This window comes from Microbacterium californiense (genome assembly GCF_047246625.1).
Lineage (GTDB): Bacteria > Actinomycetota > Actinomycetes > Actinomycetales > Microbacteriaceae > Microbacterium.
Genome location: NZ_JBFOKQ010000001.1, coordinates 777,372 through 791,414, shown reverse-complemented (window position 1 = coordinate 791,414; position 14,043 = coordinate 777,372). Strand labels below are relative to the sequence as shown.

At 70.6% G+C, this 14,043-nt stretch carries 15 protein-coding genes and 1 riboswitch; of the genes, 3 read left to right on the top strand and 12 right to left on the bottom strand.

Annotation, left to right across the window (positions count from 1 at the left end; translation table 11 throughout):
* Nucleotides 1–46 precede the first annotated feature (46 nt).
* The 10 genes from AB3M82_RS03845 to AB3M82_RS03800 all read right to left on the bottom strand — a co-directional run bounded on the left by AB3M82_RS03845 (nucleotide 47) and on the right by AB3M82_RS03800 (nucleotide 9,201).
* Nucleotides 47–253, bottom strand: a complete 207-nt coding sequence (locus tag AB3M82_RS03845) for an AsnC family protein (protein ID WP_412955659.1) — start codon at nucleotides 251–253, stop codon at nucleotides 47–49.
* A gap of 142 nt (nucleotides 254–395) precedes the next feature.
* Entirely contained in the window at nucleotides 396–1,856 is a 1,461-nt protein-coding gene (locus AB3M82_RS03840) for an MFS transporter (RefSeq protein ID WP_412955658.1), read from the bottom strand.
* Between the two features lie 134 nt (nucleotides 1,857–1,990).
* Nucleotides 1,991–2,347: a Fe-S protein gene (locus tag AB3M82_RS03835; protein WP_412955657.1), complete on the bottom strand. Its 357-nt coding sequence runs from the start codon at nucleotides 2,345–2,347 to the stop codon at nucleotides 1,991–1,993.
* Between the two features lie 47 nt (nucleotides 2,348–2,394).
* A complete protein-coding gene (gene ribH / locus AB3M82_RS03830) occupies nucleotides 2,395–2,883 on the bottom strand; it encodes a 6,7-dimethyl-8-ribityllumazine synthase (protein WP_412955656.1) in 489 nt (162 codons plus the stop codon).
* The gene (gene ribA, locus AB3M82_RS03825; protein WP_412955655.1) at nucleotides 2,880–4,142 is read right to left on the bottom strand and encodes a GTP cyclohydrolase II; all 1,263 of its coding nucleotides are present in this window, start codon (nucleotides 4,140–4,142) and stop codon (nucleotides 2,880–2,882) included. The genes ribH and ribA overlap by 4 nt, the downstream gene beginning before the upstream one ends.
* Nucleotides 4,139–4,768 (bottom strand): riboflavin synthase, encoded by a 630-nt coding sequence (locus AB3M82_RS03820; RefSeq protein ID WP_412955654.1) that lies wholly within the window; start codon nucleotides 4,766–4,768, stop codon nucleotides 4,139–4,141. The genes ribA and AB3M82_RS03820 overlap by 4 nt, the downstream gene beginning before the upstream one ends.
* Entirely contained in the window at nucleotides 4,768–5,799 is a 1,032-nt protein-coding gene (gene ribD, locus AB3M82_RS03815) for a bifunctional diaminohydroxyphosphoribosylaminopyrimidine deaminase/5-amino-6-(5-phosphoribosylamino)uracil reductase RibD (RefSeq protein WP_412955653.1), read from the bottom strand. The genes AB3M82_RS03820 and ribD overlap by 1 nt, the downstream gene beginning before the upstream one ends.
* A gap of 53 nt (nucleotides 5,800–5,852) precedes the next feature.
* Nucleotides 5,853–5,997, bottom strand: a riboswitch (FMN riboswitch).
* 75 nt (nucleotides 5,998–6,072) lie between these two features.
* Nucleotides 6,073–6,906 carry a carbohydrate ABC transporter permease gene (locus AB3M82_RS03810; protein ID WP_412955652.1) on the bottom strand — a complete coding sequence of 278 codons (834 nt, stop codon included), beginning with the start codon at nucleotides 6,904–6,906 and terminating at the stop codon, nucleotides 6,073–6,075.
* Nucleotides 6,906–7,916 (bottom strand): carbohydrate ABC transporter permease, encoded by a 1,011-nt coding sequence (locus tag AB3M82_RS03805; protein ID WP_412955651.1) that lies wholly within the window; start codon nucleotides 7,914–7,916, stop codon nucleotides 6,906–6,908. The genes AB3M82_RS03810 and AB3M82_RS03805 overlap by 1 nt, the downstream gene beginning before the upstream one ends.
* A complete protein-coding gene (locus AB3M82_RS03800; protein WP_412955650.1) occupies nucleotides 7,885–9,201 on the bottom strand; it encodes an ABC transporter substrate-binding protein in 1,317 nt (438 codons plus the stop codon). The genes AB3M82_RS03805 and AB3M82_RS03800 overlap by 32 nt, the downstream gene beginning before the upstream one ends.
* A 263-nt stretch (nucleotides 9,202–9,464) precedes the next feature.
* On the opposite strand from AB3M82_RS03800, the gene AB3M82_RS03795 reads away from it, so the two are divergent.
* From AB3M82_RS03795 to AB3M82_RS03785, 3 genes are read left to right on the top strand one after another with little or no spacing between them, the layout of a single operon-like run.
* A complete protein-coding gene (locus tag AB3M82_RS03795) occupies nucleotides 9,465–10,469 on the top strand; it encodes an SIS domain-containing protein (RefSeq protein WP_412955649.1) in 1,005 nt (334 codons plus the stop codon).
* Nucleotides 10,470–10,475: 6 nt separating this feature from the next.
* Nucleotides 10,476–11,378: a PfkB family carbohydrate kinase gene (locus tag AB3M82_RS03790; protein ID WP_412955648.1), complete on the top strand. Its 903-nt coding sequence runs from the start codon at nucleotides 10,476–10,478 to the stop codon at nucleotides 11,376–11,378.
* A gap of 28 nt (nucleotides 11,379–11,406) precedes the next feature.
* The gene (locus tag AB3M82_RS03785) at nucleotides 11,407–12,495 is read left to right on the top strand and encodes a LacI family DNA-binding transcriptional regulator (RefSeq protein WP_412955647.1); all 1,089 of its coding nucleotides are present in this window, start codon (nucleotides 11,407–11,409) and stop codon (nucleotides 12,493–12,495) included.
* 18 nt (nucleotides 12,496–12,513) lie between these two features.
* Here the strand turns inward: AB3M82_RS03785 and AB3M82_RS03780 are convergent, their stop codons facing one another.
* A complete protein-coding gene (locus AB3M82_RS03780; RefSeq protein ID WP_412955646.1) occupies nucleotides 12,514–13,377 on the bottom strand; it encodes an Fpg/Nei family DNA glycosylase in 864 nt (287 codons plus the stop codon).
* A gap of 60 nt (nucleotides 13,378–13,437) precedes the next feature.
* Nucleotides 13,438–14,001 carry a GNAT family N-acetyltransferase gene (locus AB3M82_RS03775; protein WP_412955645.1) on the bottom strand — a complete coding sequence of 188 codons (564 nt, stop codon included), beginning with the start codon at nucleotides 13,999–14,001 and terminating at the stop codon, nucleotides 13,438–13,440.
* Nucleotides 14,002–14,043: the final 42 nt, after the last annotated feature.

Here is a 14,043-nt window from a genome sequence, read left to right as displayed (position 1 = left end):
AGGGGGTACTACGACCGTACTTCGTGCGGCGGGCGTCGGAGTGCCGTCACGTGCGACCGAATCGGCGATGCGCGGCCTGCTTCGTGACGCCGAGGGCGCTCGCGATGGCCTGCCAGGAGTACCCGGCCAGGCGGGCGCGACGGACCTGCGCCTCCTCGGCGCGGGAGATCTCGCGGCGGATGCCGGTGAGCCGGGTCAGCTCGGCCAGCGGCTCCCCCTCGGGATCGGTGGCGATGGCTGTGCGGATGGTCATGGAGTCTCCTCTCGCTGACGTCAGCCTATGTTGACGACCCGTTGCCCGTCAATACATCTTGACGACCGGCAGCGCGCGGTCACGCACGACGCCCCCGACCCCTCGGGGGACGAGGAGGCGGGGGCGTCTGGTGTCGACGGGCTCAGGGCTGCGGCAGAGCCGCGACGCCGAGGTCGTCCTCGTAGTCGTGGTCCTTCGTCTCGGGCGAGAGCAGCAGCGCGATGAAGGTCAGCACGCCCATGGCCGAGAGGTACAGGCCGACGAGCCAGGGGGCGCCGTCTCCGAGCTCCCACAGCCACACGGCGATCAGCGGGGCCACCGCCGCGCCGAGGATCGACGACACGTTGTACGAGATCGCCGAGCCCGAGTACCGGACGTTGGTCGGGAACAGCTCCGGCAGGAGCGCGCCCATGGGACCGAACGTCGCGCCCATCAGCATGAATCCGAAGACCAGGAACGCCTGCGTGAGGGCGCCGCTGAACTTGGGGTCGAGCGTGGGGAGCAGGAACGCGTTGAACGTGAGGCCGAACACGATGATGAGACCGGTGACCCAGAGCAGTAGCTTGCGGCGACCGATGGCGTCGGCGATCGGGCCCGAGAGCAGTGTGAAGATGCCGAAGAACACCACGCCGATGATCTGCATCAGCACGAAGTCCGTGTAGCCGAAGCCGAGGCCCGGGTAGAACTGCGCGGCGAAGGCCGAGGCGTCGAAGGTCTTGCCGGAGGCCTCGGCGGCGGCCTGTGCGGCAGCGGAAGCGGTCTCGAGCGAGGCGGGCTTGGTGCCGTACGTCAGCGTGAAGTTCGTCATCAGATAGAAGAGCACGTAGGTCGCCAGCATGATGAACGTGCCGAGGATGAGCTGCTTCCAGTGGTGGCGGAAGACCGTGCCGAGCGGCAGCTTGCGGATGACGCCCTTCGTCTCGGCCTTCTTGAACGTGTCGGACTCGACCAGCTTGAGGCGCACCCACAGGCCGATGATGACCATCACGGCGGAGAAGAGGAACGGGATGCGCCAGCCCCACTCGAGGAAGGCGTCGGAGCGCAGCGCCGGGCTCTCGGGGTGGGGGAGCAGCCAGTTGATCGCGAGGAACAGGAAGTTCGCGATGATGAAGCCGAGGGGAGCTCCGAGCTGCGGGAACGTCCCGTACCAGGCGCGCTTGCCCTTCGGGGCGTTCTCCGTGGCCACGAGCGCCGCGCCCGACCATTCGCCGCCGAGCGCGAAGCCCTGGGCCAGGCGCATGATCAGCAGCAGCAGGGCGGCCACCCAGCCGATCTGCTGGAACGTCGGCAGCAGGCCGATGACGAAGGTGGCGATGCCCATGGTGAGAAGCGACGCCACGAGCGTCGCCTTGCGGCCGAACCGGTCGCCGAAGTGGCCGAACACGACCGCTCCGATCGGGCGCGCGACCATGGCCGCGCCGAAGACGCCGAACGAGGCGAGAAGCGACGTGGTGTCGTTGCCGGTCGGGAAGAAGAGGATCGGGAACACGAGGACGGCCGCCGTGGCGTACGCGTAGAAGTCGTAGAACTCGATGGTCGTGCCGACCAGGCTCGCGGTGATGACACGCGAGCGGGGATTCGCCGGCGCTGTGGTGGTGCTCATGCTGCTCCTTCGGTAGGTGCGTTGGTATACCAACGCACCGGGCGATCCTACGGCAACCTGGGAGTTGCCTGGACGCGTATGACGCTTCTCGACGGAGGAGGAGCGCGGATGCCGCGGGCCCGAGGCCGCCGCGATCAGCGCCAGAGCACGGCGAGCGCGGCGTTGACGAGCGCCAGGATGCCGACCAGCCAGAACATGACGGGCGGAACGGCGGCGCCGCGCTTCTGACGCGCCGAACCCATGCCGAGAAGGGCCCCGATCACCAGCAGCACGACGAGCTTGACCGCGATCTTCGTGTAGTTGAGCTCACGGTCTCCCAGACCCCACGGGGCGGCGAGCGCGAGGCCGGCGACGCCCGCGATCAGCAGGCCGTAGTCCATGATCCTCGTGAACACACGCTTCCCGCCGAAGGCCTGCGCGGCCCACGAGCCGAAGAGCACGGCGAAGCCGACGAGGTGGACGAGAAGCACGATCAGGCGAAGGGTCTCCATGACCTCACGTTAGAAGCGCGGCACCGCGGCCGCCAGCAAGGGAAGCCTCAGAGCCCGGGGGTCTCGGCCCGCAGCTCCCGGATGACGAGGGCGGTGCGCAGCGCGGCGTCCGCGGCCTCGGCGCCCTTGTCCTCCTTCGAGCCCTCCAGGCCCGCACGGTCGAGGCCCTGCTGCTCGTCGTCGAGCGTGAGGAGCCCGAAGCCGACCGGCTTGCCGGCATCCAGCGACACCCGAGTCAGCCCGTCCGTCGCCGCGGCCGAGACGTACTCGAAGTGCGGGGTGCCGCCGCGGATGATCACGCCGAGCGCGACCACGGCGTCGGCGCCGCCCGCGAACGCCGCCTGCGCCGCGACCGCCAGCTCGAACGACCCCGGCACGCGCACCAGGCGGTGCGTCGCATGGGCCGCGTCGAGCACCCGCACCGCGCCCGCGATCAGGCCATCCGAGATGGTCTCGTGCCAGGTGCCGGCGACGATGACCACGTTCAGTCCCCGCCCGTCGATGTCGCCCGTCCGGGGCGCTCCTGCACCGCTCATGCGTCGTCCTTCCCTGCGAGGGCGGCCTTGAGCTCGTCCTCGCCGATGATGTGACCCATGCGGTCACGCTTGGTCTCGAGATACTGATGGTTGTTCGGTCCGACGCCGACGATGAGAGGCACCTGCTCGATCACGTCGAGGCCCAGCTGGCGGAGCTGAGTGACCTTGTCCATGTTGTTCGTCAGCAGGCGGACCTTGGACACGCCGAGATCGGCCAGGATCCCGGCCGCCGCCGCGTACTCGCGGGCGTCCGCCGGAAGGCCCAGGGCGAGGTTCGCGTCGACCGTGTCGAGGCCCTCCTCCTGCAGGCTGTACGCCCGGAGCTTGTTGATGAGGCCGATGCCGCGTCCTTCGTGGCCGCGCATGTAGATGACGATGCCGCCGTCCTTCTCGATCGCCTGCAGCGCGGCGTCCAGCTGCGGGCCGCACTCGCACTTGAGCGAGCCGAACGCCTCGCCGGTCAGGCACTCGGAGTGCACGCGCACGAGCGCGGTCTCCTGCGGCTCGCCCGAGACGACCGCGATGTGGTCGGTCCCCGTCACGCGGTCCTTGTAGGCGAGGAACCGGAAGCTGCCGTGTGTGGTGGGCACCGTGGCGTCGGCGCGCAGGCTGACGCGGCGGTGCCGCACGCGGCCGCCATCCTCCTGCGGGTCGATCTCGTTCAGGTGCGCGATCAGCTGCTCGATCGTGATGACCGGCACGCCGTCGCGGGCTCCGAGCTCGAGCAGCCCCGGCATCCGCATCATGCTGCCGTCCTCGGCGACCACCTCGGCGATCGCGCCCACCGGTCGCAGCCCGGCGAGGCGCATCAGGTCGACCGCGGCCTCGGTGTGGCCGCTGCGCTCACGCACGCCGCCGTCGACCGCACGCAGCGGGAGCACGTGCCCGGGACGGATGATGCTCGTCGCCGTCGACGCGGGATCGGCGAGGACGTTGAGGGTGTGGGAGCGGTCGTGCGCGCTGATGCCCGTCGTGACGCCCTCGGCCGCGTCGACGCTCACGGTGTAGGCGGTTGCCCTGGCGTCCTCGCTGGCGGCGACCATCGGCGGCAGGTTGAGGCCGTCGGCGAGGTCCGCCGGCATGGGGGCGCAGATGAATCCCGAGGACCACCGCACCGTCCACGCCACCCACTCCGGGGTCGCGAGTTCGGCGGAGAGGATGACGTCGCCCTCGTTCTCGCGGTTCTCGTCGTCGGCCACCAGGACGGGGCGTCCGGCGCGCAGGGCGTCGAGGGCTTCGGGGATGGTGGCAAGGCTCACAGCGAGCCTCCTTCCGGTGCGGTCCGGAACGCGAGCAGGCGCTCGACGTGCCGGGCCAGGATGTCGGTCTCGAGGTTGACGCGGTCTCCGACCGCGCGGGTGCCGAGGGTGGTGGACTGGAGGGTCTCGGGGATGAGCGACACCTCGAACCAGGCCGGGGCCTCGTTCGGCGCGCTCACGGCGCTCACGGTCAGCGAGGTGCCGTCGACCGAGATGGACCCCTTGTCGACGATGAGCGGGGCGAGGTCGGCCGGCAGGGCCATGCGGAGCACGCTCCACTGGGCGCCGGGACGGACCTCGAGCACCGCGCCCACGCCGTCGACGTGACCCTGCACGATGTGACCGCCGAGGCGCGCGCCGACCGGCATCGCCTTCTCGATGTTCACGCGCGTCCCCACCGAGGCGTCTCCGAGCGCGGCGACGTCGAGCGTCTGCTTCATGACGTCGGCGTCGAAGGTGTCGGCGGTCGAGTCGACGACGGTGAGGCAGACGCCGGAGACGGCGATCGACTCTCCGTGCACGGCATCCGCTGCGGCCTTGGGTGCGCGGACGGTGAGCCGCCACCCGTCTCCCGACGGGGCGATGGCGGTGATCTCGCCGATCTCCTCGATGATCCCGGTGAACATCAGACGGCTCCTTCGTCGACGGGGGTGGGGTGAGCGATCGCGAGCAGGTCGTCGCCCAGCGGGACCCACTCGTCGATGGTCAGGCGGCGGGCCTCGTCGATCGAGGTCACGCCGATGTCGGTGAGGGCGAGCCGACCGCCCCCCAGCAGCACGGGCGCCAGGTAGGCCAGCACCCGGTCGGCGAGGCCCGCGGCGACGAACGCGCTCGCGAGCGTGGGCCCACCCTCCACGAACACCCGCTGGATGCCGCGGCCGTGGAGGTCGGCGAGCACGGCCGCGAGGTCTCGTGTGCCGTAGAACAGAGGCGTCCGCGGATGGCGGCGCACCGCGGCCTCGGCCGGGGTCTCGCGCGCACCGATCACGACAGGCACGGGCTGGGCGGAGAAGAGGTCGTCGCCGTCGCGCGCGGTGAGGGCGGGGTCGTCGGCGAGCACGGTGCCGGTCCCCACGACGATGGCGTCGGATGCCGCGCGATGGCGGTGCACGTCCGCCCGGGCCGCGGGACCGGTGATCCACCGGCTCGACCCGTCGTCGGCCGCGGCGCGCCCGTCGAGGCTCTGCGCCCACTTCACGGTGACGTGCGGGCGGCCGAGCCGCTGGGCCGTGAGCCAGCCCTCGATGAGCCGGCGGGCCGCATCCTCCTGCTCGCCGGATTCGACGTCGACGCCCGCCGAGCGCAGGCGTTCCGCGCCGCCGCCCGAGACCGCGCCCGGGTCGTCGAGGGCGTACACGACACGGGAGACCCCCGCTTCGATGAGCGCGAGGGCGCAGGGGCCCGTGCGGCCGGTGTGGTTGCAGGGCTCGAGCGTGACCACGGCGGTCGCCCCGCGCGCGGCGCCCGGCGCGAGCTTCGACAGTGCGTCGACCTCGGCGTGCGGGGTTCCGGCACCGCGGTGCCAGCCCTCGGCGAGGATCTCGCCGTCGCGGGAGAGGATGACGGCGCCCACCTGGGGGTTCACACCCCGAGGTCCGCGCTCCGCGAGTTCGAGCGCGCGGCTCATCGCTCGTCGCTCGGTCTCGTCCACTGCCATCCGTCGTCCTTCGGTGAGGCTCCGGGGATGCAGGACGGCGCGCACGTCGGCGCATCGTGCTGCCTCCCTTCCGGACTAGCGGGATCTCTCCCGCATCACCGTCGGTCCCGGATTTCCACCGGATCGGCACCGGGATCTCCCTCGGCGCTCGCGGACTGTCACCGCCGGTTCGGATTCCCACCGACCCCGGAGCACGTTGATGCTCTGAGTGTACTCAACGCACCTCCGGGCATTTCATTCCGCGACGGCAGACCCGGTCGATGAGCGGCGCCGTCACTTGCCGATCCCCTCCGAGAGGCCCTTGATGAAGTACCGCTGGCTCGCGAAGAACAGCACGATCACCGGAAGCGCCGCCACCACCATCCCGGCGAAGACCACGGGGTAGTCCGTGCCGAGCTTGCTCATCAGGCTGGTGAGCCCGACGGGGAGCGTCTGCACGCCCGTGCCGCTGGTGAAGACCATCGCGAACAGGTACTCGTTCCAGGCGAACAGCACGTGCAGGATCACCGTGGAGATGATGATCGGCTTGCACATCGGCAGGGTGATCCGCCAGAACGCGGTCCAGCGGCTCGCGCCGTCCATCTCGGCCGCCTCGTCGACCTCACGCGGCAGGTCGATCATGTACGCGCGGATCAGGAAGGTCGTGAACGGGATGCGGAAAGCCGTGTAGAGGATCAGCAGCGCCCAGAAGGTGTTGTACAGGCCCATCGCCTGGAACATGCGGACGAGCGGCACCAGCGCCACGGCGGGTGCGAGCATGAGCCCGCCGAGGATCACGAACGACGCCGCGCGGCCGAACGGCATCCGCACCCGCGTGAGGCCGTAGGCGGCCCAGGCGCTGATGAAGACCGTCGCGATGGTCGACGTGACCGTCACCAGCACGCTCGCCATGAGGTAGTCGCTGACCCCGCGGTTCCAGGCGTCGGCGTAGTTCTCCCAGTCGAGCTGGAGCGGCAGGGCGAAGGGGTTGCCGAACAGCTCGGCGTTGGTCTTGAAGCCGTTGAGCACCATCCACAGCAGGGGATAGGCGACGACGACGACGAGGGCGAGCAGGAACGACCAGAGGAAGACGCGGCCGATCGCGCCGAGGAACCCGGTGCGGGTCATCAGAACTCCACCTTCTTGCGACGGGTGTACCAGAGCTGCGCGACCGCGATGATCAGGGTCACGACGAAGATGACGGTGGCGATGGCGGCGGCGTAGCCGAAGTCGTTGCGGACGAACCCGCTCCGGTACAGCCAGGTGGCCAGCACCTGCGTCGAGTTGTTCGGGCCGCCGCTGGTCATGACCATCACCTCGTTGAACACCTGGAAGGCGCCCGACACGGTGACGATGATCATCAGGCCGGTCATCTCCCGGACGAGCGGCACGGTCACGTGGAAGAACCGCCGTACGGGGCCGATGCCGTCGAGGGCGGCCGCCTCGTACAGCTCGGTCGGCACGCGCTGGATGGCGACGGCGAAGAGCAGGGTCGAGTAGCCGAAGCCCTGCCACTGGCTCATGGCGATGATGGCGACCATCGCGGTCGACTCCTGCCCGAGCCACGGCTGCGCCAGCGCGTCGAGCCCGACGGCGGAGAGCAGGTGGTTGAGCATGCCGAGGTTCGGCTCGTAGATGAAGTAGAACAGCAGTCCCGCGACGGTCAGCGAGATCGCCGAGGGCACGAAGTAGATCGCCCGCAGGGCCTTGCGCCAGCGGGTGCTGCGCAGGCTCTCGATCATCGCGGCGAGCACGAGCGCACCGCACACCTGGAACACGATCGACAGGATCGCGTAGAGCGCGTTGTTGCCCAGCGACGTCCAGAACACCGGGTCGCGGAACAGCTTCTCGTAGTTCTCGAGCCCGACGAACTCCGAGACGCCGGAGTAGATGTCCCACTCCTGCGTCGAGAAGGCGAGGTTCTGCACGAGCGGCAGGTAGACGAACACCGCCAGCACGACGAGGGCGGGGAGCACCCACGCGAGTGAGGCGAGACGGGCGGCCCGACCGCGCACGGGGCGGCCGGACGGGCGCCCGCCGCGGTCGGACGTGGTGATGACCTCGGTGACCGTCGGGGGCAGGCGCAGGCCCGCCCCCGACGACGCCTCAGCGAGCGGAGTCGTTCGCTGCTCGGACACTCTCGAGCACTTCCTCGGCGCTGGTACTGCCGCTGATGATCGCCTCGCCGCCGGCCAGCCAGGCGTCGGCCACCTCCGGCACGGTCACGGTGTCGAGCCACCCGATGAGCCGGGAGGCGTCGTTGACGGCGGTGATCCCCTCGAAGACGGCCCGGCTGGACGTCTCCTCGGTGACGGCGCCCACGACCGCGCTGGGCTGGCCGTAGGGGAGGGCCGAGAGCATCTCGGCGTGCGCGGGCTCGGTGGCGAACTTCATGAAGTCGACGGCGAGCGCGGCCTGCGGGGAGCGGGCGTTGACGAGGTAGCCCTCGGGCGATCCCTCGATCGCGCCCACATCGCCCTGGGCGCCGTCGGGGACGGGCAGCGGGAAGATCCCGAAGTCGTCGGTCGTGAGGGTGGCGCCCTCGACGGTGACCGTGTCGAACTCGAGGATCTCCTGGTAGTACATCGCCGCGCGTCCGCCCGCCAGGGCCTCCTGCGCCGTGGTGTAGAGCACGCCGTTGGTGCCGTTCCCCGTGTCGGTGCACTCGTCGACGAGCGTCTGCAGCTGCTCGAGCGACTCCACGTAGCCGGGGTCGCTCCACTCGGCGGTGGCCGGGTCGAAGTCCGCCTGGAGCACATCGGCGGGCACGTTGTAGGCGAAGAGCTGCTGCAGGTAGTGCAGGGCGGGCCATCCGTCCTTGTTGCCGAAGGCGATCGGCTCGTAGCCCGCGGTGCGCAGCGGAGCGCACGACTCGATGAGCTCGTCGAAGGAGCTCGGCACCTCGATGCCGGCGGCCGCGAAGGCGCTCTTGCTGTAGCCCATGAACTTGCCGTTGTTGTACAGCGGGATGCCGTAGTACTTGCCGTCGCTCTCGAAGGCCGAGAGCGAGGCCTCGCCGAAGCGGTCGCCCCACTCGGTGCCCGGTGCGATCACCTCGCTGAGGTCGGCGGCGAGGCCTCCGTCGATGAAGTTCTGCGCCCAGTCACCCGTCCAGGTGAAGTAGATGTCGGGCAGGGCTCCCGAGGCGGTGAGGGTCTTCGTCTTGTCCTTCACCGACTGGTCGGTCTCCTGGATGAGCTCGATCTCGACGTCGGGGTGCTCGTCCTCGTACGCCGCGGCCAGCTCCTCGAAGTAGGCCTGGAGGGGCTCGCCTCCGAACTTGGTGAGGATCGACAGCTTCCCCTCGTAGACGGGGTCGGCGGTCACGTCCGCCGCCGGAGCGGGGGCGCCGCCGGCGCAGCCGGCGAGGAGGAGGGCGGATGCCGCGACCGCTGCGGCGATCGGGAGGGGGCGTGTGCGCATGGTCTGCCTCTCTGAAGGGCGGACCCGGTCCGCTTCGCCGCGGGCACCGATCCGCCGTTGGAATGTCGGTGCGTGCCTGTCGTGTGAGTGTAGCGAAAACCTGGTACCGGTACCAGTATGGATTTTCCGAATCGCTCCATGATCGTCCGCGACGCGGAATCTCGCTGGTTGACCGGTGGTCGATCCGTGTGTCAGCATGTGGGCTACCTGATACCGGTACCACATTGCGGTGGGCTGACATGCGGCGCCGCACGAAAGGATCGATGATGCTCAAGTTCGACGAGAACGAGTTCCGCACCCAGATCGCCAGCGCGGTCGCGCTGCGTCCGCAGATCGAGGACCTGGTCGATCGGCTGCTCGCGCAGGGGATCGACAACGTGCTCCTCGTCGGCGCCGGCGGCACCTACAGCCAGATGTGGCCCTACGAGCTCCTGGCGCGCGAGCGCTCCACGCTTCCCGTCCGCGCCGCCATCGCCGCCGAGCTCGTGGTCGCCGGCGACGCGCTGCTCGGCGAGCGCACCGCGGCGGTGTTCACCTCCGTCACCGGCACCACGGAGGACGTGGTGCGCGCCATGGAGTACGTCACGGCCGCCGGTGCGACCACGATCTCGTTCACGGGATACCCCGACTCGCCCATCGCCCAGGGGGCGCACCACTCCCTGACGTCCGAGCCCAAGACCTGGCCCTTCGACATGCAGCTGCTCCTCCTCATCGGGGGGCTGCTCCACAAGCGGGGCGAGTTCGACGGCTACCCCTCCCTCGCCGACGAGCTCGTGCACCTCCCCGACGCGCTCGTCGCGGCGGCCGAGCAGGCAGAGTCCCAGGCGGCCGCCTTCGCCGACGCGCACAAGGACACCGACTACTACTTCCTCATCGGCGGCGGCCCGCTGTGGTCCTTCGCCTACCTCTACTCGATGTGCATCCTCGAGGAGATGCAGTGGCTGCGGACCACCCGCGTGCACAGCGCCGAATTCTTCCACGGGTCGCTCGAGCTCCTCGAGAAGGACACCTCGGTCATGATCTTCCAGGGCGAGGACCGCACGCGTCCGCTCACCGACCGCGCGCAGGCGTTCGCCGAGCGCATCTCCGAGGACGTCACGGTGTTCGACACGCGCGACTACGCCCTCGAGGGCTTCAGCCCCGAGAACCGCGCGCTCATCGCGCCGATCGTGCTCGACACCGTGATGGGCCGGGTCAGCAAGCACCTGGAGCGCGTGCGCGACCACTCGCTCGACCTGCGCCGCTACTACCGCGTCATGGACTACTGAGGCGGGGTGGGCGACCCTGCCATGCGTGTCCTCGGCTTCGGAGACAACATCGTCGACCGGTTCCTCGACCGGGCGGTCGAGTACCCCGGCGGCAATGCGGTCAACGTCGCCGTCTACGCCGCGCGCCTCGGCGCAGACGCCGAGTACCTCGGGGTCTTCGGGGACGACGACCTCGGGCGCTTCCTCCGGACCTCGATCGAAGACGCCGGCGTCCCGACTCCCCGGTGCGTCGTCCGCACGGGGGAGTCGGGGGTGTCCTCCCTGCGCGTCGTCGACGGCGACCGGGTGTTCCTCGGATGGAACGGAGGAGGGGTCACCGTGGAGCATCCGATCGACCTCGCCGACGGCCGTGCCGACTACGCGGCGACCTTCGATCTCGTGCACTCGAGCGTGTACTCCCGCACCGAGGCGCAGCTGCCGGAGCTGCGGTCACGCGAGGTGCTGGTGAGCTTCGACCTGTCCAGCGAGGACGAGTTCCGCGACGGCGCCTATCTCGACAGGGTCGCCCCCTTCGCGGACCTCGTCCTGCTGTCCTGCTCCGGACTGGCGGATGCCGAGGCCTTCGCGCTCCTCGACGAAGCCGTCGGTCGCGGGGCGGGGCTCGCCCTCGGCACGCGAGGGACCGACGGAGCGCTCGTGACCGACGGAGCGGTGCGGCTCTCTGCGCCGGCCGAACGCCTGGAGGACGACGCCATCGTCGACACGATGGGATGCGGCGACGCCTTCGTCGCCGGCTTCCTGGTCGAGCTCCACCGCTCGGGGTGGCGGCGCGATGCTCGCGCCACGGCATCCGCCCTGCAGGACGCCCTGCACGCCGGAGCGCGCGCGGCGCGCGATCAGTGCCTCGTCGAGGGCGCCTTCGGGCGGGGCCGGCCGGCCGGGGAACCGGCCCCGGCTAACATGTGGTGAATCCGTGATGAGAAGGGGGACGAGGGCGATGGCATCCGAGCGCTCCGTCCCACCCACGATCTCGGAGGTCGCCGCGGCCGCCGGTGTCGGGCGGTCGACTGCGGCGCGCACCCTCGGCGGCTACGGCTATGTCAGCCCCGAACTGCGCGAGCGCGTGCTCGCGGCGGCCGAGCACCTCGGCTACCGCACCAACGCCCTCGCGCGCAGCATGTCGACGGGCGTCACGCAGACGCTCGGAGTGATCATCGCCGACATCGCGAACCCCTTCTTCGGCGGGGTGGTGCGCGGCATCTCCGACGCATCGCGGGCGCGGGGCTTCGAGACGCTGGTCCTGAGCACGCACGAGGACCTCGCCGAAGAGGTCGCCGCGACCGACGTGCTGATCGACAAGCGCGTCGACGGCATCATCGTCGCCTCCGCCGCGCTCGACGCCGCCGCGGCCGGGCACATCCAGCAGGCCCGCGACCGAGGGATCCCGGTCGTGCTCGTCGACCGGGCGGTGACGGGACTGGCGCTGGACGCCGTCGTGATCGACAACCGGGACGCCTCCCGTGACGCGGTCGCGCGGCTGATCGCCGCCGGGCATCGGCGCATCGGGTTCGTGTGGGGTCCTCCGGTCGAGGACCGGCCCCGGCGTCGCCGCGACCTCGTCGACGTCGCCTCCCGCAACCTGTGGACCGACGGCGAGCGTCTGCAGGGCTATCTCGACGCGCTCGACGACGCCGGGATGCTGTTCGACCCCGACCTGGTCATGGTGGGGCGGAAGACGGAGGAGAACGCCGAGGCCGAGGTCGCCCGCATGCTCGGCCTCGACGTCCCGCCCACCGCCCTGTTCTGCACCGAGAACGACGCCGTGACGGGCTCGCTGCGCGCGATGCGCGCCGCCGGCCTCCGCGTCGCCGCCGACGTCTCGCTCATCGGCTTCGACGACAGCTCGTGGGCGGCCGTGATGGAGCCGCCGCTGACCATGATCGAACAGCCGACGCTGGCCCTCGGGACCCGGGCCGCCGAGGTGCTGTTCGCGGCGATCGAGGGGGAGGCCGCGGCACCCCGGCTGCACACCCTGCACACCCGGTTCGTCGAGCGCTCCTCGGTGGCCGCGCCGCCCGTCGGCTGAGAGCGCGGTCCCGCCGCCTCACTTGAGCAGACGGGACAGCCTCCGGTCCGCGAGGATCTTGCCGCCGGTCTGACACGTGGGGCAGTACTCCAACGACCGGTCGGCGAAGAACACGCTGCGCACCGTGTCGCCGCAGACGGGGCACGTCTCGCCGCGTCGGGCGTGCACCTGCATCCCGCGGCGCTTGGCGTCCTTCAGATCGGCGGGTGGCTTGCCGGATGCCGCGGCCACGGCCTCTCGGAGCGTGGCGAGCATCGCGTCGTACAGACGGTCGACCTCCTCCGCGTCGAGGGTCGCGGCGATCGCGTAGGGCGACATGCGCGCGGCGTGCAAGATCTCGTCGGAGTAGGCGTTGCCGATGCCGGCGATGACCGCCTGATCGCGCAGCAGGCCTTTGATCTGCATGCGCCGGCCGTCGAGCAGCCCCGCGAACGCCTCGCGCGTGAAGCCCTGGTCGAGCGGATCGGGGCCGAGTCGTTCGATGCCCGGCACCTCCTGGGGATCACGCACGACGTACACCGCGAGCGACTTCTTGGTGCCCGCCTCGGTCAGGTCGAAGCCGCTGTCGTCGTCGAAGGCCACGCGCAGCGCGATGGGCGTCTTCCCCGGCTTGATGAGCGTCGCGGGCAGTGCCTCGTACCAGCGCAGCCACCCGGCCTTGGCGAGGTGGAAGACGAGATGGAGAGCGTCGCCGAAGGACAGCACGACGAACTTGCCCCGTCGTGTCGCACCGGTGACCCGCGCGCCGTGCAACGCGGTGATCGGCGGATCGTAGGTCTTCAGCGCCGCGATCGCGGACACGCTCGCGCGGGTGACGGTCAGGCCGACGGCGCGCTCGCCGAGGAAGTCGACCAGTCCTTGGACCTCCGGCATCTCAGGCATGCGGCCATCCTGCCACCGGCATCCGACTTCGTCACCGGTCTGGACATCGCGGCCGCGATGTCAGAGGATCGGCCAGCCCTGCGGCACGCGATCGTCGGTCGCGAGCAGGCCGCCGACCCATCCGTCGTCCCGACCGCGCGGACTGACCAGCACCTGGCGCTGCAGCCCCTCGTAGCGGAAGCCCAGCGCACGGGCCGCGCGGGCCGAGGGGACGTTCCCCACGACCGCGCGCCAGTCGACGCGCACGAGACCGCGCTCCGCGAACGCCCAGTCGAGCACCGCGCGGCCCGCCTCGACGACGTACCCCCGGCCCCGAGCGGCCCCGGCCACCCAGTAGCCCAGCTCGGCCTGCGCCCCGGAGGGGTGGTCGGTGACATGGTGCAGCCCGATCGATCCGACGACCGCACCGTCGGCGTGCATCGACCAGGTCGCGTGCGAGCCGTCGGCCCACCGCCGCGCCGTCAGCTCGACGAACTCGCGGGCGCTGTCGCGCGTGTAGGGCGAGGGGACGGTCGTCCACCGCGGGATCTCCGGGTCCTGGCACGCTTCCGTGATCTGATCGATGTCCTCGGGGGTCGGCGCAGCGAGCACCAGGCGCTCGGTCTCCAGCCGTACGGGTTCCATTCCGCAACCGTATCCGTCCGAGCGGTCCGGTCGTCCTCGGAG

Excerpts from the sequence above, each read along its gene's own strand:
- AB3M82_RS03845 (WP_412955659.1), bottom strand. The coding sequence starts at position 253 with ATGACCATCCGCACAGCCATCGCCACCGATCCCGAGGGGGAGCCGCTG.
- AB3M82_RS03840 (WP_412955658.1), bottom strand. The coding sequence starts at position 1,856 with ATGAGCACCACCACAGCGCCGGCGAATCCCCGCTCGCGTGTCATCACC.
- AB3M82_RS03835 (WP_412955657.1), bottom strand. The coding sequence starts at position 2,347 with ATGGAGACCCTTCGCCTGATCGTGCTTCTCGTCCACCTCGTCGGCTTC.
- ribH (WP_412955656.1), bottom strand. The coding sequence starts at position 2,883 with ATGAGCGGTGCAGGAGCGCCCCGGACGGGCGACATCGACGGGCGGGGA.
- AB3M82_RS03820 (WP_412955654.1), bottom strand. The coding sequence starts at position 4,768 with ATGTTCACCGGGATCATCGAGGAGATCGGCGAGATCACCGCCATCGCC.
- ribD (WP_412955653.1), bottom strand. The coding sequence starts at position 5,799 with ATGGCAGTGGACGAGACCGAGCGACGAGCGATGAGCCGCGCGCTCGAA.
- AB3M82_RS03810 (WP_412955652.1), bottom strand. The coding sequence starts at position 6,906 with ATGACCCGCACCGGGTTCCTCGGCGCGATCGGCCGCGTCTTCCTCTGG.
- AB3M82_RS03800 (WP_412955650.1), bottom strand. The coding sequence starts at position 9,201 with ATGCGCACACGCCCCCTCCCGATCGCCGCAGCGGTCGCGGCATCCGCC.
- AB3M82_RS03795 (WP_412955649.1), top strand. The coding sequence starts at position 9,465 with ATGATGCTCAAGTTCGACGAGAACGAGTTCCGCACCCAGATCGCCAGC.
- AB3M82_RS03785 (WP_412955647.1), top strand. The coding sequence starts at position 11,407 with ATGGCATCCGAGCGCTCCGTCCCACCCACGATCTCGGAGGTCGCCGCG.
- AB3M82_RS03780 (WP_412955646.1), bottom strand. The coding sequence starts at position 13,377 with ATGCCTGAGATGCCGGAGGTCCAAGGACTGGTCGACTTCCTCGGCGAG.
- AB3M82_RS03775 (WP_412955645.1), bottom strand. The coding sequence starts at position 14,001 with ATGGAACCCGTACGGCTGGAGACCGAGCGCCTGGTGCTCGCTGCGCCG.